Consider the following 25,119-nt stretch of genomic DNA (forward strand, 5'->3'; position numbering starts at 1 on the left):
CCACTTTACTGGAATTCCTCTATTAATCTTCGAATTTGCGGACTCTTCCTCCCCTCCCGGCCAGGCCTTGCACCCGTCGATGTATTTCAAAATTATAGTAATTCACCTACAATAATACATGCTATCCGGCGAAAAAAAATCGCGGATTACAACCTCATTTTTAACCATTTCAACCTGCTTCACAGGGAATGACGGCCGTTACCGTAGTTCCCGTTCCCACCCTCCGGCTTAATCTGCAGTAAGGGGAAACGCTGATTTCCTCAAATTCCATAAATGAAGACAATAAAAACCAAATAGATTACATATATTGGTTTACAGTTTGCAGATATACTCTTATGTAAGCGTTAACAATTATAGTCTGACGGAGGGGATTGTATTCGTGTATACCCGTATCATCACCCTGATGAACAATCTGAAGCTCAGGACCAAGCTCTTTCTATCCTTTGGCTGTGTGGTCCTGATTCCGGTGCTGATTGTGGGGGTGTTCCTGACGAGTGAACTGCGGAATATGGCTCTGGACAACGCACTGGAGCAGATTACAGCCAATGTAGACCGGGTGAAAAAAAGAACCGGCGAGATGCTGAATGTCCCGCTCGATATCGCCTACCGGCTGTCCAATGACAGCCGGCTGGAGGAAGCCGCCAACCACCGTTATGAATCGGTCTATGATGTGGTGCAGGCTTACTGGGACTATCCGGACTTCCGGGAATTCGTCCGGCTATACAAAGAAATCTCGAGCATCCGGCTGTACATTGACAACCCGACGGTGCTGGACAACTGGGAGTTCCTCCAGGCAGATGCCGCAGTAACGCAGGAGTCCTGGTATCAGACCGCCCTTGCCCAGAAAGGGCTGGTCTGCTGGAATTATATCCGCGACAACCGTAACGGCAAGTATTATCTCAGCCTGATCCGCAAGATCGATTTCCTGAAGCAGCGGACGACCGGCGTGCTGATTGTGAATGTGAATACGGAGAGGCTCAACTCCATTCTGGATCAGGAGACCTTCGAGACAATTATCGTTGATGAGAACGACAACATTGTTGCCTCGAACCGTGCAGATACGCTGGGCAAGACGCTGGAGGACATCGACTTCAAACCGCTGTCTCCCCTTCCCGGACAAGGGCCGGCCGATGTAAGGATTGACGGCAAGCCCTCCAAAATGCTGATCGATGACTGGCACCCCGGGGGCAGCCTGAACAGCCTGCGGATTATCTCCATCTTCTCGGTAGAGAGCATTGTGGGTGAGCCCAACCGGATTATCTCACTGGCGTCTATGGTCATTATCTCGGCTCTGATTCTGGCAATTATCCTGATCTATTACTTCTCACGGCTGCTCACCGGACGCATGCTGCACTTAAGCAAGCATATCTCCAAGGTCGCGTCCGGGAATCTGGAGGCGAGGCTGGTGATAGACGGCAAGGATGAGATCGGCCAGCTGGCAAGGCAATTCAATCATATGGTAAGGAATATCAACGATCTGATGAGCGAGGTGCAGGAATCGAACCGCCAGAAGAACGCCACCCTGCTGAAGCAGAATGAGATTAAATTCAAGATGATGGCCAGCCAGATCAACCCTCATTTTCTGTTCAACGCCCTGGAATCGATCCGGATGAAAGCCCATTCCCGGGGCCAGACCGACATCTCCCAGGTGGTAAGGCTGCTGGGTAAGATGATGCGCAAGAATCTGGAGGTAGGCAACGGGAGAATAGCGCTGCAAAGTGAGCTGGAGACCGTAAGCTGCTACCTGATCATCCAGAAATTCCGCTATAATGACCGGCTCGCCTATGAGCTGTATGTAGATCCGGCAGCGAATGCCATACAAATACCTCCGCTGATTATTCAGCCGCTGGTAGAGAACTGCGTCATTCACGGACTGGAAAACCGGATGGACGGCGGAATGGTCAGAGTAGACATCAGGGTCGAGAATGCCCTGCTCAAGGTTGAGGTATCGGATAACGGAATAGGGATCTCAGCTGCCCGGATCGCTGAAATCCGGCAAATGCTGGACAACAAGGATGATTATGAAACCAATAATATCGGAATGCGCAATATCCACCTGCGTCTTCAGCTGACCTATGGCCCGGAATGCGGCCTGAACCTGGCCAGTCAGAGCGGATACGGCACGCAGATCAGCTTCGCCATCCCCCTAAGGAGTGATTCTTATGTATAGTGTATTAATTGTTGATGATGAATTGTCTATCCGTGAAGGGCTTGTCACGCTGCTGGACTGGGAGAGCCTTGGCTACCGGGTGGTGGATACGGCGGCCAACGCGATTGAAGCGCGGTATAAGGTTGAGCTGTATTCCCCGGATCTGATGATTATCGATATACGCATGCCCGGGAAGGACGGACTGGAGCTGATCCGGGAGCTGCGGGAGGATGACGAGGCGGATATGCATATGGTCATCCTGAGCGGCTATGCCGACTTCAGCTATGCCAAGCGTGCGCTGTCTTACGGCATCGATAACTATCTGCTTAAGCCTGTCGATGAAGATGAACTGCAGCAGTATCTGTCCAGCCTGTCTGACGTGCTGAATGCACGGACTATAGACCGCAGGAATCATGCCGCCGTCAAGGTATGGAGCCGGGAGATGCTCGTCCAGTCCCTGCTGATGGAGAGCCGCCTGCACCCAGCAGCGCCAGCACTGATGGACCCGGCAATGGAATCCGGCCTGCTCTGGGATTCCTATCAGGTAGTCCTGATCCGGCTGCTGCTCCAGGATCATGCGGATAACGGACCTTCCACCGCCGTCAAGGCCAGGCTGACGGCAAGCTTCGAGAACAACAGCTGGGGCATTGTCTTCTCGCTGGATTCTTATCTGGGCGTGCTGCTGCAGCCCTCTTATCAGAAGGAGCTGGTCCGCAAATTAATCGTGCAGAATATCCGCGAAGCATCCGCCGCCGAGGGACTGGAATGTATTATTACCGCCGGAGACATGGTGGACAGCCTGGATGAGCTCTCCGTCTCCCATCAATCGGCGCTGGCCCGGATGAAGGATCATTTCTTCTATGATGAGCCGGGGATGATCGGTCCGGACTCGCTGAAGATGAAGACGGGACTTCCGGCTAAGCTCCCGGATGCGGAGAGCAGCCTCGCACCGGTGATGGACCGGCTGTATTTTGCCATGGATACCGGGAACCTCACCGTAATCCCTTCCCTGATCCAGGAAGCCGGGGATATCATGACTGCCGCAGGCTTATCGGAGATGGCTGTGAAATCCTATTACGTCCGGACGGTTACGGCACTTTTCAATAAGCTCTCTCTGGAATTTAAGGAGCTGGGCCAGGCGCAGAGCCGGGTGGACGGGCAAATCCAGCAAATCTACAGGCATACCTCGCTTCCCCAATTGCAGCGCTATATCACGGATCTGCTGGAGCAATATGCAGGCGGAATTATCCGCGATGAGATGGATGTATTAATGAAGCGGATGCTGGACCTCATTCAAAGGCATTATGACGAGAATCTGAAGCTGGAAACCCTGGCTGACGTGTTCTCTTACAGCAGTGCGTACCTCGGCAAGCTATTCAAGAGCAGTACAGGCAGCTCCTTCAACAGTTATCTGGACAAAGTACGCATCGAGAGAGCCAAGGAACTGCTGGATCAGGGCTGCAAAATCCATCAGGCCGCAAGCGAAGTCGGGTTCAGCGATGTGGATTATTTCCGTGAGAAGTTCAAAAAAATCACAGGCCTCTCCCCCTCTGTCTACCGCCGGAAGGATTCACTGCAGGAGGATGATTTTTCAGAAAGCGCTTACGAAAAGAACTGATTTCCCCCTGTTTTCCCGCTTAAATCTTCGGGTGTTTCCCCGTTTCCCGGAAGATTATGATAAAGCCATATCGAAGGAGGGACATAAATGAAAGCGATTACCCCCGCAATGAAGCCGGAGCTCAAGAAACCCGCTTCACGCTTCTGGGCCAAATTCCGGCAGCAGAAATATCTCTATATGATGGCGGTTCCTTTTGTCCTGTGGGCCTTTGTCTTCAGCTATCTGCCGTTATGGGGATGGATGATGGCCTTCCAGAAGTACAAGCCGGGCAAATCTTTTTTTGAGCAGAAATGGGTCGGCCTGCAGTATTTCAGGGAGCTCTTCCAGGATGAGCAATTCTTCAATGCCCTGCGCAACACTCTGGCGATGAGCCTCATGGGGCTGCTGGCCGGATTCATCATTCCTATCCTGTTCGCCATTCTCCTGAATGAGGTCAGATTGCAGGTGCTGAAACGGTTCGTCCAGACGGTGTCTTATCTGCCCCACTTTGTGTCCTGGGTGGTAGCCGCCGGGATCATTACCAAGATGCTCTCCACCGACAACGGCGCAGTGAATGACCTGCTGCTGAGTCTCCATATTATTAGTGAACCGGTCCAGTTCATGGCCAAAGGCAATCTGTTCTGGGGAATCGTGACCGCCTCTGATGTCTGGAAGGAAACGGGCTGGAACACAATCATCTATCTCGCCGCAATATCGGGGATCGGCCCTGAGCTGTATGAAGCCGCCAGAGTGGACGGGGCAAGCCGGCTGCAGCAGGTGCGGAACATTACACTGCCGGGCATCCGGGCGACGATCGTCATCCTGCTGATCATTTCCATCGGCCATCTCATCAGCATCGGGTTCGAGAAGCAATTCCTGCTCGGCAACAATCTGGTACGCGACTATTCGCAGACACTGGATTTATATGCGCTGAACTACGGGCTCGGTATGGGACGGTTCTCCTTCGGGACGGCCATTAATATTTTCAACTCGGTGGTCAGTGTGATTCTGCTGTTTACGGCCAATGGTATCTTCAAAAAAATAACCAAGGAAAGCATCATTTAGGAGGCCCTTATGCTGATCAAAAAACTGGCCGCCGCGTCCTGGTCGGACCGCATCTTCGATTTGGTAGTCTATATTGCGATTACGGTGGTGACTGTGGCCACACTGTACCCTTTTCTCAATGTGCTGGCGATTTCATTCAATGACTCCACGGATAGCATCAAGGGCGGGATTACGGTCTACCCCCGGATGTTCACCTTCAAGAACTATGAGACGATCTTCGCCTTCTCCGGTCTCATTACCGGATTCAAGATCTCTGTCCTGCGTACCCTTATCGGAACCCTGCTCGGACTGATTAGCGCCTCGATGCTGGCCTTCACCTTAAGCCGGGCGGACTTTCAGGGCCGCAGGTTCGTCTCCACCTTTCTGGCGCTGACGATGTATGTATCCGGTGGACTGATTCCCTTCTATATTCTGATCAAGAATCTGCATATGATGGGCACCTTCGGCGTGTATGTCCTGCCCGGCTTGGTCAGTGCATTTAATGTGTTCGTCATCCGCTCCTTCATCGACGGCCTGCCTTACGCCCTGCAGGAATCTGCCAAGCTGGACGGGGCCAATGACTTCACCATCTACTGGCGGGTGATTCTGCCGCTGACCAAACCTGCGCTGGCAACCATCGCCCTGTTCCTGGCTGTCGGCCAGTGGAATGCCTGGATTGACACCTACCTGTATAACGGCTCGAATGACGCACTGACGACGCTGCAGTTTGAGCTGATGAAGGTCATTCAGAGCACCACCACCAATGCGGATAACTTCCGTGGCCGGAATATGACCGAAGTGATGGCGCAGATCTCCCCGGAATCGGTCAAAATGGCAATCACGATTGTTGTCACCGTACCTATTCTGATTGTTTATCCGTTCCTGCAGCGCTACTTCGTCAAAGGCATGACGCTGGGCTCGGTCAAAAGCTAGTCCGCTCACCGGTATCATCAGGCTGACGCCTGTGTATACAATATGTTCTCACCAGACAAAGGGAGGGTTTCTATTCATGACAAGAAAGACAGCGAAACCGTATGTGGCGCTAATGGTCTTGACCTTGCTGCTCAGTGTACTGGCCGGCTGCGGCGGGGGCAATAATAACAGCAAGAATACGGCTGGGAATACCGGTACTGAAGCTACCAATAGCACTAATGCGGCGGCCACAGCAGAAGCTACGGCAGCAGCCGAAGATTTAAGTCCATTGACACTTTCCTTCTTCGCGGAAGATCCCAATCCGAACTGGAATAATATGAAGGATGAAGTCAGTACCGTCCTTACGGAGAAAACAGGCGTCACTCTCGATGCCGAATTCGCCGTAGGCGATCCGCAGCAGAAGATCGCGCTGATTGCTGCCGGCGGGGAATATCCCGACATCATCTCGGCCAAAGCGGATATCGGGAAGCTGGTGGATGCCGGCGCTGTCATTGACCTGACCGAACTGATCGACAAATACGCGCCTAATATCAAGCGGGTGCTTGGAGACAATCTGGCCCGGGCCAAATACACGAACGAAGACCAGTCCATCTATGCCATCCCTACCTGGGCTGCTGTGAATGAGAAGAAATTCGTTGCCGGCGGAGGCTTTGAGCTGCAGCACAGGGTGCTGAAGGAAGCCGGATATCCGGAGATCAAGACGGTACAGGATTATGAGAATGTAATCAAGGCCTACCTGGAGAAACACCCGACCGATGAGAACGGCAACAAGAATATCGGCGTATCGCTGAACGCAGATGACTGGCATATGTACATTTCCGTAACCAATCCTGCAGTGGCGACTACCGGCGGTTCCGATGACGGGGAATATTTCATTGATCAGGAGACGCATGAAGCGATCTACCACTTCCGCCGTCCCGAAGAGAAAGAATATTTCCGCTGGCTGAACCATATGAATGACATTGGCCTGCTGGATAAAGAAAGCTTCGTGCAGAAATACGACCAGTACAAAGCGAAAGTGGCCACTGGACGTGTGCTTGGCCTGATTGACCAGGATTGGGACTACAATGACGCGCAGCAGGCTCTGAAGACTGCCGGTAAATTCGATCAAACCTACGGCCATTATCCTGTGACCTTGACCAGTGAATACAAAGAAACCAGCTTCTGGCCTACCGGCTTCATGGGCGGCTACGGAATCTCCATCTCGACCACCAACCCTGATCCGGTCCGGACGATTAAGTTCCTGGATTACCTGGCTTCCGATGAAGGACAGATCCTGAACAACTGGGGCATTGAGGGCAAACATTATGTAGTAGAGAACGGCAAACGCGTTGTCCCTGCCGAAGTGCAGGACCGCATTAACAATGATAACACGGCCTTCACGAAGGAGACCGGCATCGGCTTCTACTGGAATATGATGGTTCACTATGGCGACGGAGCCAAGGATTCTACCGGCAACTATTACACCAAGAACTTCCCTGAGCAGCTGGTGCTCGGTTACAGCGACGTCGAGAAAGAAACGCTGGCAGCTTACAATGCCACTACCTGGAAGGATCTGTTCCCTAAAGAGGAGGAGTTCGCTGAGAAAGCGTACGGGGCAGCCTGGAACATTGCCCTCCCCGGTGAAGATGAAGTCTCCATTCTGGGCAATAAAATGAGAGATATTACGTGGAAACGCATCCCGCAGGCTATTCTGGCCAAACCGGCTGAATTCGATAAAATCTGGGATGACTACATGGCCGACCTCGAGAAAGCCGGCGTTAAGAAAATGGAAGCAGGCTACACCAAATACGTGCAGGACCGCGTGGAGCTGTGGAGTGCCAAATAGGGTGTTCATTATTGCTTGAGCCTGAAATGATTAGAGTAAAGGAGGGGTACTTAAGAGTTTGGCTTGAAGCTTACTCGTCCCTGCGGTGAACATTTGGACTTCCGGCCGCTGTTGTCACCAGATTTCTTGATCTAATCCGCTGTTCGCGGTTGAAATCCGGTGACTGTTTATGCTTACGATGCGAGCTTTCCTACGGAAAGCTTTCGGGCGGTCGCTATCGCTCCTAGAGTTCCAAATTTCCCCTCCGCTTCTTTTCGCTTTTCGTTAGTCTCTTTAGTAATTCCTTTTCTCTAAAGATTTATAGTTGAACCAATAGTTCACAAGCAAAACCAACCGTGCGGGAAGCTGCACGGTTGGTTTTTTACTGGGCATTATACAGCTCGTGGTAGGTCTGTCTAATTAAGTCCGCATATTCGGAAGGCGGATAATCCTTCACCTGATCATAGGCAAGCTCTACCTCATAGCGGGCTTCCTCCATCAGGCCTTGCTTCGCGAATATCTTCGCTTTGTATGCATAGGCAGTGAGCAGGTCGACCCGGTCAAGCGGATGATAGACCTGGTCGTTCAAGACTACTTTGGACAAGTCCGCCAGTGCCTCTTCATCCCTCTCCAGATGGTAGAGCGCGGTCCCCGTCATCATATGGACAAAAGGCATGAACTGGCTGTCTTTCGCCGGATAATTCTCCGCCAACGTCAGCACTTCCCCGTAACTCTGCTTGGCAAGAGCCAGTCTGATTTCGCCCAGGTGTACCAGCTCCAGTGATTCCGCAGCTTCTGTGAACTGTGCGAACAGCTTTGCCTTGCTTAAATATGCCTCTGCCTGCTCAAGATCATTGTGAAGCAGGGCCAGATGGGAGAGTAGACGGTACAGATGATCAGACAATGAGTAGACTCCTTCTTCGTGCGACAGCTTAAGTGCCGCCAAGGCAGCTTCCCGGCTGCCGGAGTAATCTGCCAGTGCAGACAACGTAACACTTTCCGCATAATAAAGATCGATTTCAAATAAAAAATCGTTGCCTACCTTATTGCTCACATATTCCTTACGGACACGGCGAATCAGCTCCAGGCCATCCTGGTATCTGCTCTTGGCAAACATTAAAGCATATGCCAAATACTGAATCTTGGCACGCTCTACAAATAAACCGAAACGCTCATAGATTTCAACGGCCCGTTCAATACCTTCTTCTCCGCCCTCTGTTCCGGTATGGTAACAGGAGCCCACATAAAACTCCATCAGCCGTGCGGCATCCACTGCCATCGGAAGCGTGTCCTTCATCAGCGGCTGGATTTCCGCGACAATCTCCTTATACTGCTTCGCCTTGTACTGCTGCTCGATCTTACGGACCAGCGGGCCCAGCTCCGCTTCGTGCTCGCCCTCCAGGAAATAACCCGCATCTGTGCCCAGCCGCCCGGCAAGGAATTGCAGCGTATTCATCGAAGGCAACGCCCGTCCGTTCTCGATTTGGCTAAGCATGCTTTTGGTCATATGTTCTCCGGCCAGGTCAGTCTGCGTAAGGCCCTTGGCTTTACGCATTTGTTTGACTTTGTCACCGATTGTCAGTTTAGTCGTCATCTGCTGTGCCAACTTTCTTTGGTTGCTTTTCTTCCAGTATAGCCTAATATTCAAGCGAGAAAAAGCCGCATCATGGCAAAAGTTAAATATAATTAAACTTTTTGTTGCAATAATCAGATCCAGCCTCTACAATAAGTTTAATATAATTTAACTTTCGGAAAAGGGAGTGCTTGTAATGTCTGAACCAACGCCGGTGTCAGCAGCATCCAACCGCAATATCATTCTTTTCTTCAGCGGAAAATTCGCTTCTGTTCTCGGCTCGAGTATGTACACCTTTGTTGTCGGCCTGTATATTCTGCAGCTCACCGGTTCAGGAAGCAGCTTTGCGGTTACGTTGCTGTGCGGTATGCTGCCCAGTATTATTCTGTCGCCCTTCGCCGGCGTGGTGGCCGATATGGTGAACCGCCGCAAGCTGCTGATCGGCTCAGATGCTGCAAGTGTCTTAATTATGCTGCTTTCCTTTGCCGCCGTCTCCATTGAGGGTATGTCCCTCTTACCGATTTATATCTCACTGATCCTTCTGTCAATCTGCGCTACCTTCTACAGTATCTCCGCCTCCTCTTCCATGATGATGCTCGTTGACCGTGATTCCATCCAACGTACCGGGTCCCTGAATCAAATTGCCAGTTCTGTCGGCCACCTGCTGGCTCCCATTCTCGCCGGTATGCTCTACGCCTTCCTCCCGCTTGAAGAATTCATGCTGCTGAACGCGGCAGGGCTTACCATCTCGACCGTGATGGGCTGCATGCTGAAGTTTAAACCTGCTCCGGAAGCCTTATCTGAAGCTAGGCTTACAGATGGGCCTGCCGAAACCGGGAATCCGCCCTTTCGCGAACGCCTGGGCAACGTTGCTGCTGAGGTCCGTACGAATCTGAAAGAAGGCTTCTCCTATGTAATCCGCCGTCCCGTTATCCGCTCCCTCCTAATTATCGTGTTCTGGATTAATTTCTTTGTAGTCGCGCTGAATATTGTGCTGCCCTTTGTGGCCGTACAGACCCTGGGGCTGTCTTCGAAGCAATACGGTATACTTGAAGCCATGCTGGCAGCGGGCATGCTGCTGATGTCCCTGCTCCTCACCGTTCTCCGCCAGAGCAACAATCCGGTAAATACAATTATCGGAGGTCTAGGCGCACTGGGGCTGCTGTTCCTTGCGATGGCGCTTCCGCTGCTGCTTCATTTCACCGCTGCCGTTACCTTCTTTTTCTTCCTGCCGCTATTGATTCTGGTCGGTGTCGTCATTATGATCATCAATATTCCGATTCAAGTGTACTTACAGCAGAGTATAGAAGAAGAGTATCGCGGGCGGGTATTCGGGCTGGTTGAAGGTATCGCCGGTTCCATCGCTCCGCTGGGCATGCTGCTCTATGGAGTGCTGCTTGACTGGATTCCAGGGTCCATTATTCTGCTGGCCTCCGGAGCGGCTATTCTGGCGGTAACTCTGATCGGGCGGAGAGGCTTAATCAGCAGTAATGCTGATGAGCAGCAAGGAATTCATGCAGAGGTGGAGCAGGCCGGGGCGTAACTCCTTGAGGAGACATAGCAGGTATAGTAACTTGTACCATCAATGATGCTACCTTTCCAGAGATAAAGAAACATTTTTAGACAATAAAATACTAAATTTTCATTTTATTGTTATAAAAGATTGAAAATTTTCGAAATTAATAGGAAAATAATATCATATATATATTATTTTAGGATGATATACTTGATTTACAGCGCTGTTAGTTTTCTTAAGCTACCACATAATAAAAGGAGAAATAGAATATGAAAAAAATAGCTCCAATAGTGTGTACCCTTCTCATATTTTTTGCAGTATTACCATCCAGCACTTTTGCTTATACCTATTCTGCTAATGCAAACCCGTTTCCGGATATGAACTTTACGTATTATTCGATATTATCGGCTAATTATAGTGGTCCAGCTGCAGCAGCAATGAACGACTGGGCTGGTGCCGTGGGAGCCTCATATACCGCTGTTGCACCCACCTATAATGAAATACAGTTCTCAGATAATGATTACGGTAATACAGGCTGGAATGCTGAGACGTCTCATCATCATGTCAATTTTAGCAGTTACGACTATTTAGATGAGGTAAGAGCAAACAGATATTACATGGGTAGTATGAGTGCAGTGACACGAGAAGGAGTCTTTGGACATGAATTAGGACATGTCTTTGGATTAGGTCATACTACAAACACCTGGACTTTAATGTGCACATTCGAAGATGGAAGAGTAGTTGTAACTCCACAGCTTGACGATATTCAAGGGGTTCAGTCCCTATATTAATGGAGGTTATTATGAGAAAATTCAGAAACAAATATTTTTATTCAATAATTACAGTTGTATTATTATTGGGAGTTGTAATGGTTGTTAACGATAACAAAACGCTTACTAACGCAGAGTCGAGTTACAATAAAACAGATAATGTAACGGATAAAGTAACTTCTACAGCTTCCCCAAAAGAGGTTGTAGAATATCATGGAGACCTGGCCGAAAATTTCAATACAGTGTCTAAACTCACTTATGGTTCAGATGCTATTTATGAAGTTGAGGTGAATGATTCTAAATCTTTTGAATATGAGGGTGTAATATTTACCGTATCAAATGCCAATGTAAATGAACATTATAAAGGCGGTTCCATTGACACAGTGAATATTCTGGAAACTGGTGGTAATTACAACAATACGGAATATGTGTTCGAGGATTCAAGTGTTTTGAAAATTGGAGATAAAGCTATAGTTTATTTGGAGAAATATGAAGGACCCATCCCCGAAGCACAAGGAACATATGTAGTTACAGGTGCCTATCAAGGGAAATTTGAAATTGATGAAGCTAATGGTTCATTGATTCCTGCTGCCGTAGATCAAGAGGAACTAAAAGAAGTCAGAGCACTAACAGATTTGAATTTGGAATAGGATAAATTAGTACAATTTTACGGTAGAACGTCAGAAACATTCTTTGACGTTCTATCGTCTTTTTGTTAAACGGTTTAATGGAGGGCTACAGAATGAAGATGTTAAGAGTATGTATATATATGTTGCTGATGTCGTTAATTATAGTAGCTTGCTCAAATTCAATGCATTATGAAGCGGCTGCAAAGAAAGGTTATGTTGTATATGTTCAAGGTGAGATTATTAACTATACGTATTTCGAACAATTCGTGGAAAATTACAACAATGGTCAGGATGCCACTGTTAAAATCGCAAAATATACAGATGAAGGAGATCCTATCTTCCACACGCTTGAATATAAACGGGATCAGAAAAAAATCAGTTATACCTATGACAACAGCGAGGATGAAAATGGAGATAAATTGCAGGCAAATACTCTGTGCAGCAGTATCACAAATGTCGATGGTGTCTATCACTTAGCCGATTGCGCTGACGATGAAACGGGTAAGTGGTTTAGTGCAAAGCAGCCATCTAAGTAAGCCATGCAAGTGCTGGAGGCATGGACTAAGACAAAGGGACTGACCCGTATTCCTATGGGCAGTCCCTTTGCAGCTATATCATGCTATTTCTGCACCGAGAGCACGAACCTCTCCAGCGAGCTTATATTGGTGATACTCTGATTACATCCATGATTATCTATGCAGACGTATTGCCCCACAGAAGCAATGTTATCGGCTGAAGCAAGCTCAGGTTTGGTCTTGACTGTAAGGAAGGCAAGATCCTGCTGTCGGTTGCAGAACAGGCAATAGCCTTTCTTGTGGGTCGGTATTATTCTGCCCTCTACACCGATGAATTGTCCTTCGTACGGATAGACAATGAACAGCTTATTCGTGGCAATGTCTGCCCAGGCCAGATACGTTACATAACGGAAATCAAACGATGCAAGATCAGGTAGCTTCATCTTCTTATTCTTGGGAAACAGCTTCTGAATCTGCTTCAGTGTAATCGGCGGAAATGGCTCCAGATAAGGCTCGAAGCCGCTGATATACTGCTGGAAATCCTCGGCTTTCTCCAGGGTGGAGATAGGCTTCAGCATCTGCTCCTGCTCGGTAGTCAGCGAAGAAAATGCCTCCGTCACATTCACCTCAGCACTGTACCTTACGGTCTCCAGGACACGGCGATCTGCTACAGACCGCAGTGTTTTGAGCACGAAATCCGATTGTTTCTTAATATAATTATATTGATGGTTTCTAATAAATGTTGTAGTCACAGCTCTTCAGCCCCTTATTCATATTGGTCAATCCAATAAGGTGCAGAGCCTGCTAATTAGAAACGATAAAATCAGTTTGGGCGATCAAGATCTTCCTGCCGCACCCCACGCAAAGTATCGCCCCAGATCAGGCTCTGCATGAGGACTTCCTAGCTAATGAGCAATTCGTTGCCATCAGTGTAACCCCCTATCCAATAACATGCAAAAAGTATAGCAGGAAATTGCGGAGCCTACAATTGATAATCTCTTATCTATCATTCCCCTTGATACACCGCACCAGCATATTGTACCCGATACCATTTGGAGTTTTGTGATCTTAAGCATCCTGCTTACATCACTCTTAAGTTCAGCTTATAAAGATGATAAGATAGGTTGGTGTTTATCAGCGCTTCAGCTGCAAGGAAGGAGGATCGTCATGGACATCCACAAATACGAGCACCTTGTGCCGGATGTCTTTCTGTTTGTGGACCGCAGATCCTTTGCCGACTGGGAGATTATCAGCAGCACCATAGATTTCCATGATCTGTCGTTCATTGTGGAAGGCAAAGCGGATTACTTCATTAACGGGGAGAAATTCACTGTAGAAGCCGGGGATATGCTCTATGTCCCTTCCGGCAGTGTCCGGGAGGCCCATACCTTTGCCGAGGCACCCATGCATTCCTTTGCGTTCAACTTCTTCTGGACGGGGGCGGATAATCATGTACACCTGCCGTTTGAGACCGTAACCAAGCACCGGATGACCAAGGAGATCCTCGATGATATCAGGGAGTTCTCGCATAACTGGATGGGCGGCCAGCCTTTTTATAGAATGAAGGCCCGGGCCATCTTCCAGCTGATTGTCTACCGCCTTCTTAATATTACCCATCATCAGGAAACGCCGCTGCTTGATCCGAGAATCCATAAAGTCATGGCTTATATCATGGATCACTATGCGGAGGAGGTTACGATTAAAGCTCTGGCGGAGTGGATCGGACTGAATCCCGTCTACCTGGGTAAGCTGTTCAAACAGAATACCGGCTCCACCTGCAAAGAATTCCTGAACAGGGTCAGGGTCAATAATGCCGAGATGATTCTGTCTGCGGGCGGGTTCAATGTGTCTGAGGTGGCGGAGCACTGCGGGTATCATGATGTGGCGTACTTCAGCAATGTGTTCAAAAGCATGAAGGGGTATCCGCCGTCAGCTGCTTTGAAATGACGGCGGATGGAGTCATGTTAGTCTATTTTACAGAATAAGGGTATTAAAAGATTCCGCATCCAGCATCAGCTTATAATGCGTCTCATCGTTAGCCAAAAGAATCGTTCTTGCTTCCTTGAACGGATTCGCGATCACCAGCACCCGTCTGCCTTCCGGCGTCCCGAATGCCAGTGCATTGCCTGTCCATCTGCCCTTCAGTCCGATTCTGCGGGAGCCGGGACCAATGAAATGAGCGAAATGCTTCATGACGTAGAACTCGGGATTATGCACGGCCTTCGGTTCATCCGGATCTACAGTAATCATGGAGTTCTGCTCCCATCCCCAGGTACTGCGCCCCTTCGGCTGAAGCACCATGTTCCAGTAGATATAGGCGTTCACGCCATTGGTGAAGTAATGCTGATACAGGTTAAACACATATTTAGCATAAAACCAGGTGTTCTCCCCATCCCCGCACTCATTCTCCGTCTGCATGTAGCGCAGTTCAGGATAAGCCTGCACGGTGCGCTGAATGCCATATTTGCCCGCCCACTGATAGCCAACGCCTTGCACATATTTGTATGCTTCAGGATCGCTTAACACCGTGTGCGCATAAGCATCGAATCCGCTGTCCTTCTGCTTCATCCATTCATCCCAGGGCTCCGGCGCATTAATCGTACCCAGCCAAATCTCCGTATCCAGTCCACGCTGTTCAAAAGCCGGTCCCAGATAGTCACGGATGAATTCACGCAATTGCTCGCCCGTCCATACGCAGGAGGGGAATTTCTGATCCGCAACCACTTCGTTCTGCACATGAACCTGATGGATGGTGATGCCTTCCCCGGCATACGCCTGTACAAACTTCACAAAGTATAAAGCATACGCCTCCAGAATCTCCTTCTCCCAGCGCAGCGTGCCGTAATTATAAGCCCGGGGGAACTTCATCCAGGTTGGCGGACTCCAGGGCGAGGCGAATAATTTCAGCTCCGGATTCAGCTTCAGCGCCTCCCGGATGTACGGAATCAGGTACTTGCGGTCCCGTTCGATGGAGAAATGCTCCATGGCGTAATCGCCGTCGGTTTCATTCAGGCTGTACCATTCAAGCGCATAGTCACTCGCCCCGATCGGCAGCCGGCAAATGCTGAATTTATGATCCCCTTCCGGATGGAAAAGCGAGTGCAGCACCGCGCTTCTGTCTTCTGCAGCCAGCAGGTTCAGCGCCTCGAACCCAAGCTCGTTGAAGCAGCCGCCGAACCCTTCAATATTCTGATGGATTTCTCTGGTGAACGCCAGATCCGCCGCGCCCTCTGCTGCTGCACTTTCCACGCTTCGGGACACCCAAGGCTCACTCTCCGTACTCGATACCCAGACTATATCTTTAACGTCCATATTGCTGCCTCCTCATCCTATCTCCCTATGGGGAGGATCGTTACTTACTCCTCATAGTTAAAGCAATTTATTAATCTTCACTAATAATAAATACGCCCCAAGCCTCCAGCTTCAGCTCCTCAGCATGCGCTACGGGATTCCCGGATAGAAGCTCTTGCCCCGCGCCATGCGGATACTGGAATGTCACGGACTCCGCCGAATAATTGTAGTAGTAGCGGATGGTACTGCCATGCCGGTTCACACCGGATTTGACGATTAACGGGAAGGACAGCTGCTGATCTTCCCCCCACAATCCGGCAACCTGGAGCGTATCCCGCAGGATGACCGCCAGGGCGGCAGGCTCCGTCATACATCCTATATAGGTGGCGGTACCGTCACCGAAGGAATTTCTGGTAACCGCAGCATATTCGCCCCACTGGGGATGATCATAGCTGGCGAGTACTTCGGCCGAGTCTGGAACAAGCATTTCCATCCAGGTTCTGACGGTATGAACGCCTGCTTCCGTTCCCTCCGGGAACAGCTTGCCGGTAAGTCCGGCAGAGGCATTAGGCGTGGCAAAATGGCTGTAAGCCACTCCGCAGGCCTCATGAATTACGCCCGGCTGCGCCGTATGCCGCACCTTCACCTGCTCATCGGTGAATCCGCTTTTGAAGGAATAAACGGCATGACCGCCGCTGCGCACATACTCATTCAGCCGCTGCAGCGCCTCGTCAGATACGGCATACAGGGCCGGCACGACTATCAGCTCATAGTCGCTCAAACGTGTGCAGGACGGCTGGATGAAATCGCAGGCGATATTCATCTTGTACAATTCGTCATACATCCAGCGGACCACATCGTTATAAATCACGCCGCCGGGCAGCTTGAACCACTCGATCGCCGACAGTGCTTCGTTGCTGACCATAACAGCCACTTTGCTGGTCTTCTTGAGCCCAATCAGCCGATCACTCAGCCGCTTGAAGTCAGCACCAATCGTCCGGGCTTCCTTATACACCGGATTAGGCAGGAAGTCGTGACTAAGCAGCCCTTTCCAGTAGGTCTCGAACGAATTATGAATTGAATGCCAATGCCAGTAGGCAACCATGGAGGCACCCGAGCCTATATGACTGAAGGCTTGCAAACGCAGCTGCCCTGGATAAGGCGTCCACTCAGGAAAAGCCTGCGCCTGTGTCTCAAGGACAAAGTAGTTGTCCTGCTTCAGCGAACGGGTCATATCTCCCCCGAACGAAATCTCCGTACCGGTAAGGTTGTCCTGCGACGGATGATAGATATCTACACCGGCAATGTCGAACGGAGCGGCTGCGGCAAAGTGATCCACTGATGGCTGCACCCCAAACGAATGCCCTCTCCATTCAAAATCAAAATTATGTGTCGTGAACTGCCCCGGCTGCTTATACTCCCCGACAATTCCAATCTGCCACGCCAGAAATTCATTCACCAGCCCGCGCTGGAACCTGGCAAATTCCGCACCCAGACTGCCGTTAATCGTGCCAACCATCGACGGGAAGTCCTCCCAGCTGTCGATCCGGTTGCTCCAGTAATCCAGGCCAAACCGCTGGTTGATTGCCTCAAGGGTTCCATAGGTTTCTCTCATGTATTTGACGAATTTGAGCTGGACATTCGGTCCGGCGGTCTCATAATGCTTCGTTTCATTATCAATCTGGTAACCGATAACTGCCGGATGCTTGTGGACCACGGCCATCAGCTTGCGGATGATCCGTTCTGCGTAGAACAGATACACGGGATGGGTAATGTCCATAATCTGCCGCGCACCGTACTTCCCTTCACCTTGTGCCGTGACGGCCAGCACATCCGGATGCTCTTTGACCATCCATGCAGGAATAGCGTAAGTCGGCGTGCCCACAATGACATGAATTCCGGCGGCATGCATCGCATCCAGCACTCTTGTCACCGGACTGAAATTAAATACGCCGTTCTGGGGTTCATGGGTGCTCCAGGTGGACTCGGCAATACGCACGGTATTGATTCCCGCTTCCTGCATCATCCGGATGTCTTCATCCAGACGGTCATAAGGCATGTATTCGTCGTAATAAGCAACACCGTATAGCAAGTGATCCATTGTTGTCCTCCTAAAAGTTTTGTGAGCATCTACTTCCCTGTGATTGCTTCGTACAAAACTCGCTTCGAAAGCATATGCTTAAGTTTTGATAGCATAACCTTCCTAATTTGCTTCGTACAAAACTCGCTTCGGAAGCATACGCAGTGTGATATTAACCTTTTACAGCACCGGCAGTAACGCCCTTCGTAATCTGCTCATTGAAGATCGCATAGATGACAATCGCCGGGATGGAGGTCAGCACCATGACGGCAAACTGTGAGCCATAATCAGAGGAATACTGGCCGGCGAAATTCATGACCGAGAAAGGCAGCGTTTTCAGTGCATCCTTGCTGAGGAAGGTCGAAGCCATAATGAACTCATTCCAGCAATTCAGGAAAGTAGTTACGACTACCGTCACCAGAGCAGGTGCTGTAAGCGGTGCGATGATCTGGAACACAATCCGGTAAATATTCGCCCCGTCCACAATCGCCGACTCTTCCAGCGCTTTGGGGATACTCCGCAGGAACCCGGTCAGGATGAACGTCCCCATGGGCACGGACACCGCAGTGTAGGGTAGAATCAGCCCCAGATAGGAATCGGTCAAGCCCAGCGCTTTGAAGATCGCGAAGTTGGGCAGCAGGGTGGCATGGATCGGAATCATAATCCCGAGCAGGATGATGGTGAAAAATACCGAACGGAACTTCCAGTCCATCCGTGTAAACGCATACCCTAACGTCAAGGATAGCACAACCGTTAATAGGATTGTAACCGTAGTAATGAACGCACTATTAATGAAATAGCGCAGGAATTTGCCGTCTACCCAGGCATTGATATAATTCTGCCACTGCGGTGCGCTTGGCCATTTCAGGATACTTGAAGAGTAGAATTCATTGCTGCTGAGGAATGAGAAATCCAACAGCCAGATTAACGGGAACAGTTGAACCAGGGCGACAAAAAGGAAGAACACCCATAGTATGGTTTTAGTGCTTTTGGTCATGGTGTATCCTCCTTAGAATTCCGTAGCATCACTGCGGGTAAGTTTGTTGCTGAGGTAGGTAGCCAGCAGACAGACGACGATGAAGAGAATCGAAATGGCATTGGCATAGCCGTATTGGCTGGCCGAGAATGCTTTGTTATAGAGATACACAGCCAGGAATTGGGTGGAATCGCCGGGACCGCCGTTGGTGGTCAGGAACACGGTTTCCATCTGCTTCAAGGCGGTAATCATAGCCAGTGTGATCTGCACCGTAATGACCGGTGACAGCAGCGGAACGGTGATCCGCAGGTGCAGCTTGAAGCCCGAAGCTCCATCGAGGGAAGCGGCTTCATACATTTCATCCGGTATTCCTTTGAGGCCGGCATAATAGAACAGCAGTCCCCAGCCGAATCCGGCCCAGATTAGAATGAACAGCATCGTAACAAGTGCCGTACTGCTATCCCCCAGCCAGGCATGCTTCAGGAACCCAAGGCCCAGTGTATCCAGCAGTTTGTTGAACGCACCGAAGGTAGGGTCGAGCAGCGACAGCCACATTTTGGAGATAACCACTACTGAAATCACGCATGGAATGAAAAAGATCGTTCTGAACCACTTCTCCGCTTTCCCGCCCAGGCGGTCCAGCATAATGGCAAAGAAGATGGCAATCGGATGCTGAATGAAGATGAAGCCCAGACCCAGCAGGACGGCATTTCTCAGCGCCAGCCAGAAACGGGTATCGTGAAACAGCAGCTCCGTATAGTTAGCGAACCCTATGAATGCAGAAGGCGTACCTGGTGCCAGGGTATCCCGGAACGAATAATATCCGCTGAGTACAATCGGGACCAGAAAGGTTAGGGAGAATAAGAGAATTCCCGGGAAGACGAACAGGAAGATGGCCATTTTATTGTTGAATACTTTTTGCATGGAAGTCTCACTCCATCCTTAAGATTGGAGAAGGGCAAGAAGATTCCTGCCCCGTCCCCTTTCACTCTCTATATTTGTTATTGGGATTCCGCTGCTTTCTGCAGGTCTGCGAGCAGCTCTTCAGGTGTCGATCCGCCGGCGAAGAACTTGCCGAACGCATTCTGGCCGTCATCTTTGAACTTCGGAGTTCCGTAATCAAGACCCAGTGAACCTGCAGTAGTGGTTGCTCCGGTAAGAACATCTGTCAGCTGTTTCTGCAGCCCGCTCTCCGTGCCGGTCAGCTCATACTTCTGTGCAGGAACAGCCGCGCCGGTATCCCAGACGGTTTTGGCCCATTGATCTGCTCTCATCAGATAGTCGAAGAATTTCTTGGCTTCTTCCGGATGCTTCGAGCTGCTGACCAGTGAATAGCCGCCGCCGTTCCAGGCCAGAAGATCTGTATCCTTGCCTTTGCCGCCATCCACTACCGGGAATTTCAGCACAGCCACATTATTGCGGAAGTCTTCGGACAGACTTTCATTCGTAGCCATTCCCGCCTCCCAGGAGCCCATGTACCACATTGCCGCTTTTCCCTGAGTGAATAAATTCTGGGATGCGCCGTAGTCTGCGGTCATGAATGATTCCTGGAACAGCTTGGCATCTCTTGCCTCACCCAGCAGCTTGGCCGCCGTGATGAAGCTCTCGTCGGTTGTGAAGTTCTTCTTCTGCTCCACCGCATCCAGCATCAGACTCTGATCTCCGCTCACCCGAATGACCAGGTCCTGGAAGAATGCCGCGAAGCTCCACAGGTCTTTACCGTTCACCGACATTGGCTCAATGCCTTTATCGCGGAATTGTTTAGCTGCATCCAGCAGCTCCGCGTAGGTAGCGGGTACATTTACGCCATTGTCTGCAAATATTTTTTGGTTATAGTAGATAACCTCATAGTCGCTGTTCCGGGGCAGGCCATACAATTTGTCGTTGAAGGTGAAAGACTTATATACGCCCGGGAGGAAGTTGTAGGTCTCCCCTTCGTACCCGGCCGGGTCCAGCTCTTTCACATAACCAGCCTGAACCAGTGTATTAAGCTCCGCTCCCCCGTGCACCATAGTGATGTCCAGCGCTTCATTTGAGGCCATATAGGCTTTCAATTTGTTCTTAAAAGGCTCTTCGGCCAGCGTTTCGAGTTCAATTTTCACATTAGGGTTCTCTTTGGTATAGTTGTCGATCACCATTTGCTCGGCCAGGCCCTGGCCCGATTTACGGTCCGGAAGGTTGGAGAACACGCGCAGTGTGACTTGTTCAGCGGCGGGATCGGCTGCGTTGCCGTTTGTACTGCCTGCACTCTCATTCTGATCGTTGCCTCCGCATGCACTGAGTACCGAGACAGCTGCCAGCGCTGTAATCAGCAGTAGATTCCGTGTAGCTTTTGTATTCATAACCATTTAATCTCCCCCTAGTTGTTGTTGATTGTGCTCGCCTTCTTTGTTGTGACCACATCGTAACAGAGAACCTGATCCGGGGTCAGTAGAGAAAAAGAGAGTAAAGTTTAAAATTGTCGACTCCTCTTCCGGCACCCTTGTTTAAATGCAGCAATACGCATAAGATAAAAAACAAAAAGGTTAGTGATCCCGTGCTGCGTTTCTATTTAAATATGAATCTCCGATATAAGATAACAATTCTTATCTTCCTTCTGATCACCGCAGTAACTTTTGCTATAGGCGGATATTCGTATACCATCTCAAAAAAACAGATCATTAACAAAGTAAGCAACTCCAATCAGAGCGTGCTTAAGCAGATTGACAGCAATCTCTCCCGGATGCAGAAGACGATTGCCGACTGGGTTACGGTATTCAGCCTGGCTTCCGTTGTACAGGAGACGTTAAGAAGCAATACTCCGGATTCTGTCGAGATCGAGGATCAGTTCTATAACGGACCAACCGCGTCCATGATGAACCAGATGCTGGTGACCGGTAATTTCGATTATCTGGCGCTGTACGGCAGCCTGTCTGCACCCATGTTTCAGGTTGCCACCGATGACAGCAGCGGGGCCTACAGCCTGGACAAGATCACTCCGCACAATATTTATAAGGAATCCGTTGCCCTGAACGGCGCCTCCTACTGGTTCCCGCTGACGGAAGAGAATAATGTCTTCATTCAGAGCAACCGCAATGACAAGCTCGGCATGACCCGGATTATCCGCGATATTGTAAACGGAAACAGAATCGGCTTTGTATTTGTCGGCATTAATCTGGAGACGATCCGCAGAACCTATCTGACGGATCTCTATGATCAGGACCACGGCATTCTTATTCTGAATGAGAGCGGTAAGCAGCTCCTGGCCGCAGGTAAAGAAACGTATGACAAGAAGGCAGTAGACTTCGTGATGAAGCGGGCTGAAGCCGGCATTCTGTCCGGTTATACCATCGTGAACCTGCAAGGCGGAGATACGCTGCTGAACTATAATATCAATGCCAATGGCTGGATTACACTGTACAGTGTGCCGCTCAGTTCGTTGACCGAGGAGCTTAACTCGATTAAGTCGGCTGTGCTGATCATGATTCTGGCCAGTTTGCTCCTTAGTATACCCCTGCTGATGTTTTTCTCCTCATTCCTGACTGCACCGATCAAGACCCTTCTGCTGTCGATGCGCCGCTTCCAGAACGGTCAGTTCGAAGAGAAGGTTAACATTAAATATTGGGATGAGATCGGCCAGTTAAGCCGGGGGTACAACAACATGGTCGCCAATATTAAGGCGCTGGTGGACGATGCTTATCTGCTCAAGCTTAAAGAGCAGGAAGCGGAGCTCAAGGCGCTGCAGTCCCAGATCAACCCCCATTTTCTGTACAACATGCTGGATACGATTTTCTGGGAAGCCGAAGCTGCGGGGCAGGACAAGATCAGTGAGATGGTGATCAACCTCTCCAGATTGTTCAGATTAAGTCTTAACCAGGGCAAGAGCTTCACCAGCGTAGCCAAGGAAAAGGAGCTTATCGAGCTCTATCTGTCCCTGCAGAAAATGAGATTTAAAGACTCTCTGGATTTCGTGATCGATATCCCTGATGAGCTGCACCCCTATGTCATTCTGAAGCTCAGCCTGCAGCCTTTTATTGAGAACGCGCTGATTCATGGGATTGAACGTAAACGCGGCGGCGGCTGTGTGAGTATCAGCGGACAACGGACCGGAGATCAACTGATGTTCGTGATTGAAGATAACGGGGGCGGCATGAGCAGCGAGACCCTGCAGAAGATTCTCACCCTGCCGGATGAATCGGATATCTATACGGCCCGGGATACCGGAGGTTATGCAGTGCAGAATGTACAAGCCAGACTGAAGCATTTCTATAAAGGGGATTTCACACTGCATTACACCAGCGTTCCGGGAGAGGGTACACGCGTGGAGATCATAATTCCGGCTATCTTGAATGATATTTAGGCTGAATATAAGAAGAAACGGCTTCGCAGTCCTCTGAAAGAGGCGGCATCCGTTTCTCCAAAAATAGAAGGATAAGTTATCATGCGAAGCATATAAATTCTTATATTTTAAGAATATAACAAGAAGCGCAGAGGACCGGAGGGATTATCACTTGTTTAATATGATTATCGTGGACGATGAAGAACGGGCCCGTGTCGGGATCAGGACCTTAATTGACTGGCAGGCGCACGGAATTACTATTGTTGCCGAGGCCAGAGACGGCCAGGAAGCGCTGGATATTCTGAGTATCCACCCTGTCGACATTATGCTGACGGATATCCGGATGCCGCAGATGGACGGTCTGGAGTTAATCTCCATTGTCTCCGGGAAGTATCCCCATATCAAATCGGTGATTATGAGCGGGTATGATGATTTCGCCTATGCCCAGCAGGCCATTAGAGTCGGAGCCAGCAACTATCTGCTGAAACCAAGCCGGAGACAGGAGATTCTTAATACAATACTGGACATCACCGAGCAGATTCAATCGGAGAAGCTGGAGATCAAATCGCTGGAGCATCTGCGGCAGGGCTTCCGGGAGAGTCTGCCCCTGCTGAAAGAGAAGACCCTAAGCCAGCTGGTTCTCACCGAGAGTCCTGCATATCCGCAGCTGCTGGCCAATCTGAAGATGAACAATCTAATATTTCCTTATCTGCTGTATGGCGTGATTCTGCTGCGGATTGATAATTTCCGGCAGCTGCACCAGAAATATCTCCATGAGGATACAGAGCTATTGAAATACGGGCTGAAGAATATTTGCGAGGAATCCCTTCCGGAGACGATTGTATGTATCGCCTTTGAACATCAGGATGATATTGTCCTGATCCTTAATACGGATGAGCTGCTGGATCATGAGGAATTAAGCGGATATATCCGGATCATTCAGGATAATATCCTGAGTTATCTCCGGTTCACGGTCTCTGCCGGAATCGGAAGTATAGATAAGAATCTTCAGCATTTACGGCGTTCTTTTCTGGAGGCATCCCAGGCGCTGAATACGAGAAACTATACAGGCACCGGCAAAATCGTGGAGTTCAGCGGGGAATTTGATGATGAAGCTTCCCAATCCTCCTACCCTTTGCATGAGGAGCAGGAGGTGCTTAAGGCTGTCCGGAACGGCTCCCCCGAAGAAATTGCCGGGAAGCTTACCCTGTTCAACGTGGCCCTGCAGCCCGAAACGGTATCCAGGGACCAGGTGATCAAGTCGAGCTTCGCCCTGTTCTTCGCGCTGTATAAATTATGCATTGAGAATAACGTCAACGTGAACAAGGTGTTCGGACAAAATCTGACCGAGCTGATCCAGGTTCTGTCCCGCTCCAGTCTGGATCATATCTTTCAGTCTCTGCTTGAGACTGCCCTTCTGGTCAGTGAGCATTTGACCTCCAAGAAGAACAGCAACAAATTGCTGGAAGCAGCCAAGCTCTATATCGGGCAAAATTACATGAAGGATATCAACCGCGAGATTGTCGCCCGGGAAATCTATATTACACCCGGCTATTTAAGCCTGCTGTTCAAGCAGCAGCTCAAAATCAGCTTCACCGATTACCTGCATAAGATACGCATAGAGCATGCATGCCTGCTATTCAAAGATCCCGGAATGCGGATCGAGGACATCGCTCTGCAGTCCGGGTATAATGATACGAAATATTTCTATCAGGTGTTCAAAAAGTATAAGGGGATTACTCCGAATCAGTTCCGCAGCAATGCGGAGTAACGTGGAGGATGCGGAGGAACGGAGAGTGATGAGGAGTTATGGGGAGTTGTGGGGAGTGACGCGGAGTAATGGAGAGTTATGGGGAGTTACGGGGAGTTACGGGGAGTTACGGGGAGTTACGGGGAGTTACGGGGAGTAACGCGGAGTAAT

Annotated in this window: 19 protein-coding genes; 12 read left to right on the top strand and 7 right to left on the bottom strand. The window is 49.9% G+C overall.

The features are described 5' to 3' along the window. Positions 1 to 379 precede the first annotated feature (379 nt). From P40081_RS24690 to P40081_RS24710, 5 genes are all read left to right on the top strand, one after another. The gene (locus tag P40081_RS24690) at positions 380 to 2,170 is read left to right on the top strand and encodes a cache domain-containing sensor histidine kinase (RefSeq protein ID WP_052421979.1); all 1,791 of its coding nucleotides are present in this window, start codon (positions 380 to 382) and stop codon (positions 2,168 to 2,170) included. Continuing rightward, complete coding sequence (locus P40081_RS24695) at positions 2,163 to 3,767, top strand: response regulator transcription factor (RefSeq protein WP_042138891.1); 1,605 nt, start codon at positions 2,163 to 2,165, stop codon at positions 3,765 to 3,767. Before P40081_RS24690 ends, P40081_RS24695 begins: the two co-directional genes overlap by 8 nt. A gap of 87 nt (positions 3,768 to 3,854) precedes the next feature. After that, positions 3,855 to 4,811, top strand: coding sequence for an ABC transporter permease (locus tag P40081_RS24700; RefSeq protein WP_039306445.1), 957 nt, complete (start codon positions 3,855 to 3,857; stop codon positions 4,809 to 4,811). Between the two features lie 9 nt (positions 4,812 to 4,820). Continuing rightward, positions 4,821 to 5,723, top strand: coding sequence for a carbohydrate ABC transporter permease (locus P40081_RS24705; protein WP_039306448.1), 903 nt, complete (start codon positions 4,821 to 4,823; stop codon positions 5,721 to 5,723). Between the two features lie 76 nt (positions 5,724 to 5,799). Next, on the top strand, positions 5,800 to 7,551 hold the full coding sequence (locus P40081_RS24710) for an ABC transporter substrate-binding protein (RefSeq protein ID WP_042138892.1): 1,752 nt from the start codon (positions 5,800 to 5,802) through the stop codon (positions 7,549 to 7,551). A 361-nt stretch (positions 7,552 to 7,912) separates the two neighbouring features. Here P40081_RS24710 and P40081_RS24715 read toward each other — a convergent pair whose 3' ends face one another. Beyond that, complete coding sequence (locus P40081_RS24715; RefSeq protein WP_042138893.1) at positions 7,913 to 9,124, bottom strand: helix-turn-helix domain-containing protein; 1,212 nt, start codon at positions 9,122 to 9,124, stop codon at positions 7,913 to 7,915. A 175-nt stretch (positions 9,125 to 9,299) separates the two neighbouring features. Between P40081_RS24715 and P40081_RS24720 the strand changes: the two genes are divergently transcribed. The 4 genes from P40081_RS24720 to P40081_RS36620 all read left to right on the top strand — a co-directional run bounded on the left by P40081_RS24720 (position 9,300) and on the right by P40081_RS36620 (position 12,554). Next, positions 9,300 to 10,646 (top strand): MFS transporter, encoded by a 1,347-nt coding sequence (locus P40081_RS24720; protein WP_042138894.1) that lies wholly within the window; start codon positions 9,300 to 9,302, stop codon positions 10,644 to 10,646. Positions 10,647 to 10,888: 242 nt separating this feature from the next. Continuing rightward, a complete protein-coding gene (locus tag P40081_RS24725) occupies positions 10,889 to 11,410 on the top strand; it encodes a matrixin family metalloprotease (RefSeq protein ID WP_042138895.1) in 522 nt (173 codons plus the stop codon). Positions 11,411 to 11,421: 11 nt separating this feature from the next. Continuing rightward, positions 11,422 to 12,039, top strand: coding sequence for a hypothetical protein (locus P40081_RS24730; RefSeq protein WP_042138896.1), 618 nt, complete (start codon positions 11,422 to 11,424; stop codon positions 12,037 to 12,039). Positions 12,040 to 12,131: 92 nt separating this feature from the next. After that, complete coding sequence (locus P40081_RS36620) at positions 12,132 to 12,554, top strand: DUF4362 domain-containing protein (protein WP_052421980.1); 423 nt, start codon at positions 12,132 to 12,134, stop codon at positions 12,552 to 12,554. Positions 12,555 to 12,637: 83 nt separating this feature from the next. Here P40081_RS36620 and P40081_RS24740 read toward each other — a convergent pair whose 3' ends face one another. Then, a complete protein-coding gene (locus P40081_RS24740; RefSeq protein ID WP_042138897.1) occupies positions 12,638 to 13,285 on the bottom strand; it encodes a FusB/FusC family EF-G-binding protein in 648 nt (215 codons plus the stop codon). Between the two features lie 415 nt (positions 13,286 to 13,700). Here P40081_RS24740 and P40081_RS24745 point away from each other — a divergent pair, with 415 nt between their 5' ends. Next, positions 13,701 to 14,480: a helix-turn-helix domain-containing protein gene (locus tag P40081_RS24745; protein ID WP_052421981.1), complete on the top strand. Its 780-nt coding sequence runs from the start codon at positions 13,701 to 13,703 to the stop codon at positions 14,478 to 14,480. A gap of 27 nt (positions 14,481 to 14,507) precedes the next feature. Here the strand turns inward: P40081_RS24745 and P40081_RS24750 are convergent, their stop codons facing one another. From P40081_RS24750 to P40081_RS24770, 5 genes are all read right to left on the bottom strand, one after another. Continuing rightward, positions 14,508 to 15,845, bottom strand: a complete 1,338-nt coding sequence (locus tag P40081_RS24750) for a glycoside hydrolase family 30 protein (protein WP_042138898.1) — start codon at positions 15,843 to 15,845, stop codon at positions 14,508 to 14,510. Positions 15,846 to 15,915: 70 nt separating this feature from the next. Continuing rightward, the gene (locus tag P40081_RS24755; RefSeq protein ID WP_042138899.1) at positions 15,916 to 17,925 is read right to left on the bottom strand and encodes a beta-galactosidase; all 2,010 of its coding nucleotides are present in this window, start codon (positions 17,923 to 17,925) and stop codon (positions 15,916 to 15,918) included. Between the two features lie 151 nt (positions 17,926 to 18,076). Continuing rightward, the gene (locus tag P40081_RS24760; protein ID WP_042138900.1) at positions 18,077 to 18,901 is read right to left on the bottom strand and encodes a carbohydrate ABC transporter permease; all 825 of its coding nucleotides are present in this window, start codon (positions 18,899 to 18,901) and stop codon (positions 18,077 to 18,079) included. Between the two features lie 12 nt (positions 18,902 to 18,913). After that, positions 18,914 to 19,804 carry a carbohydrate ABC transporter permease gene (locus P40081_RS24765; RefSeq protein ID WP_039306468.1) on the bottom strand — a complete coding sequence of 297 codons (891 nt, stop codon included), beginning with the start codon at positions 19,802 to 19,804 and terminating at the stop codon, positions 18,914 to 18,916. Positions 19,805 to 19,881: 77 nt separating this feature from the next. Further along, the gene (locus P40081_RS24770; protein ID WP_052421982.1) at positions 19,882 to 21,228 is read right to left on the bottom strand and encodes an ABC transporter substrate-binding protein; all 1,347 of its coding nucleotides are present in this window, start codon (positions 21,226 to 21,228) and stop codon (positions 19,882 to 19,884) included. 188 nt (positions 21,229 to 21,416) lie between these two features. On the opposite strand from P40081_RS24770, the gene P40081_RS36625 reads away from it, so the two are divergent. Next, positions 21,417 to 23,219: a sensor histidine kinase gene (locus P40081_RS36625; protein ID WP_052421983.1), complete on the top strand. Its 1,803-nt coding sequence runs from the start codon at positions 21,417 to 21,419 to the stop codon at positions 23,217 to 23,219. A gap of 160 nt (positions 23,220 to 23,379) precedes the next feature. Continuing rightward, positions 23,380 to 24,969, top strand: a complete 1,590-nt coding sequence (locus tag P40081_RS24780) for a response regulator transcription factor (RefSeq protein ID WP_231575435.1) — start codon at positions 23,380 to 23,382, stop codon at positions 24,967 to 24,969. Positions 24,970 to 25,119: the final 150 nt, after the last annotated feature.

Origin of the sequence: Paenibacillus sp. FSL P4-0081, assembly GCF_000758565.1 — a bacterium.
GTDB lineage: Bacteria > Bacillota > Bacilli > Paenibacillales > Paenibacillaceae > Paenibacillus_AQ > Paenibacillus_AQ phytohabitans.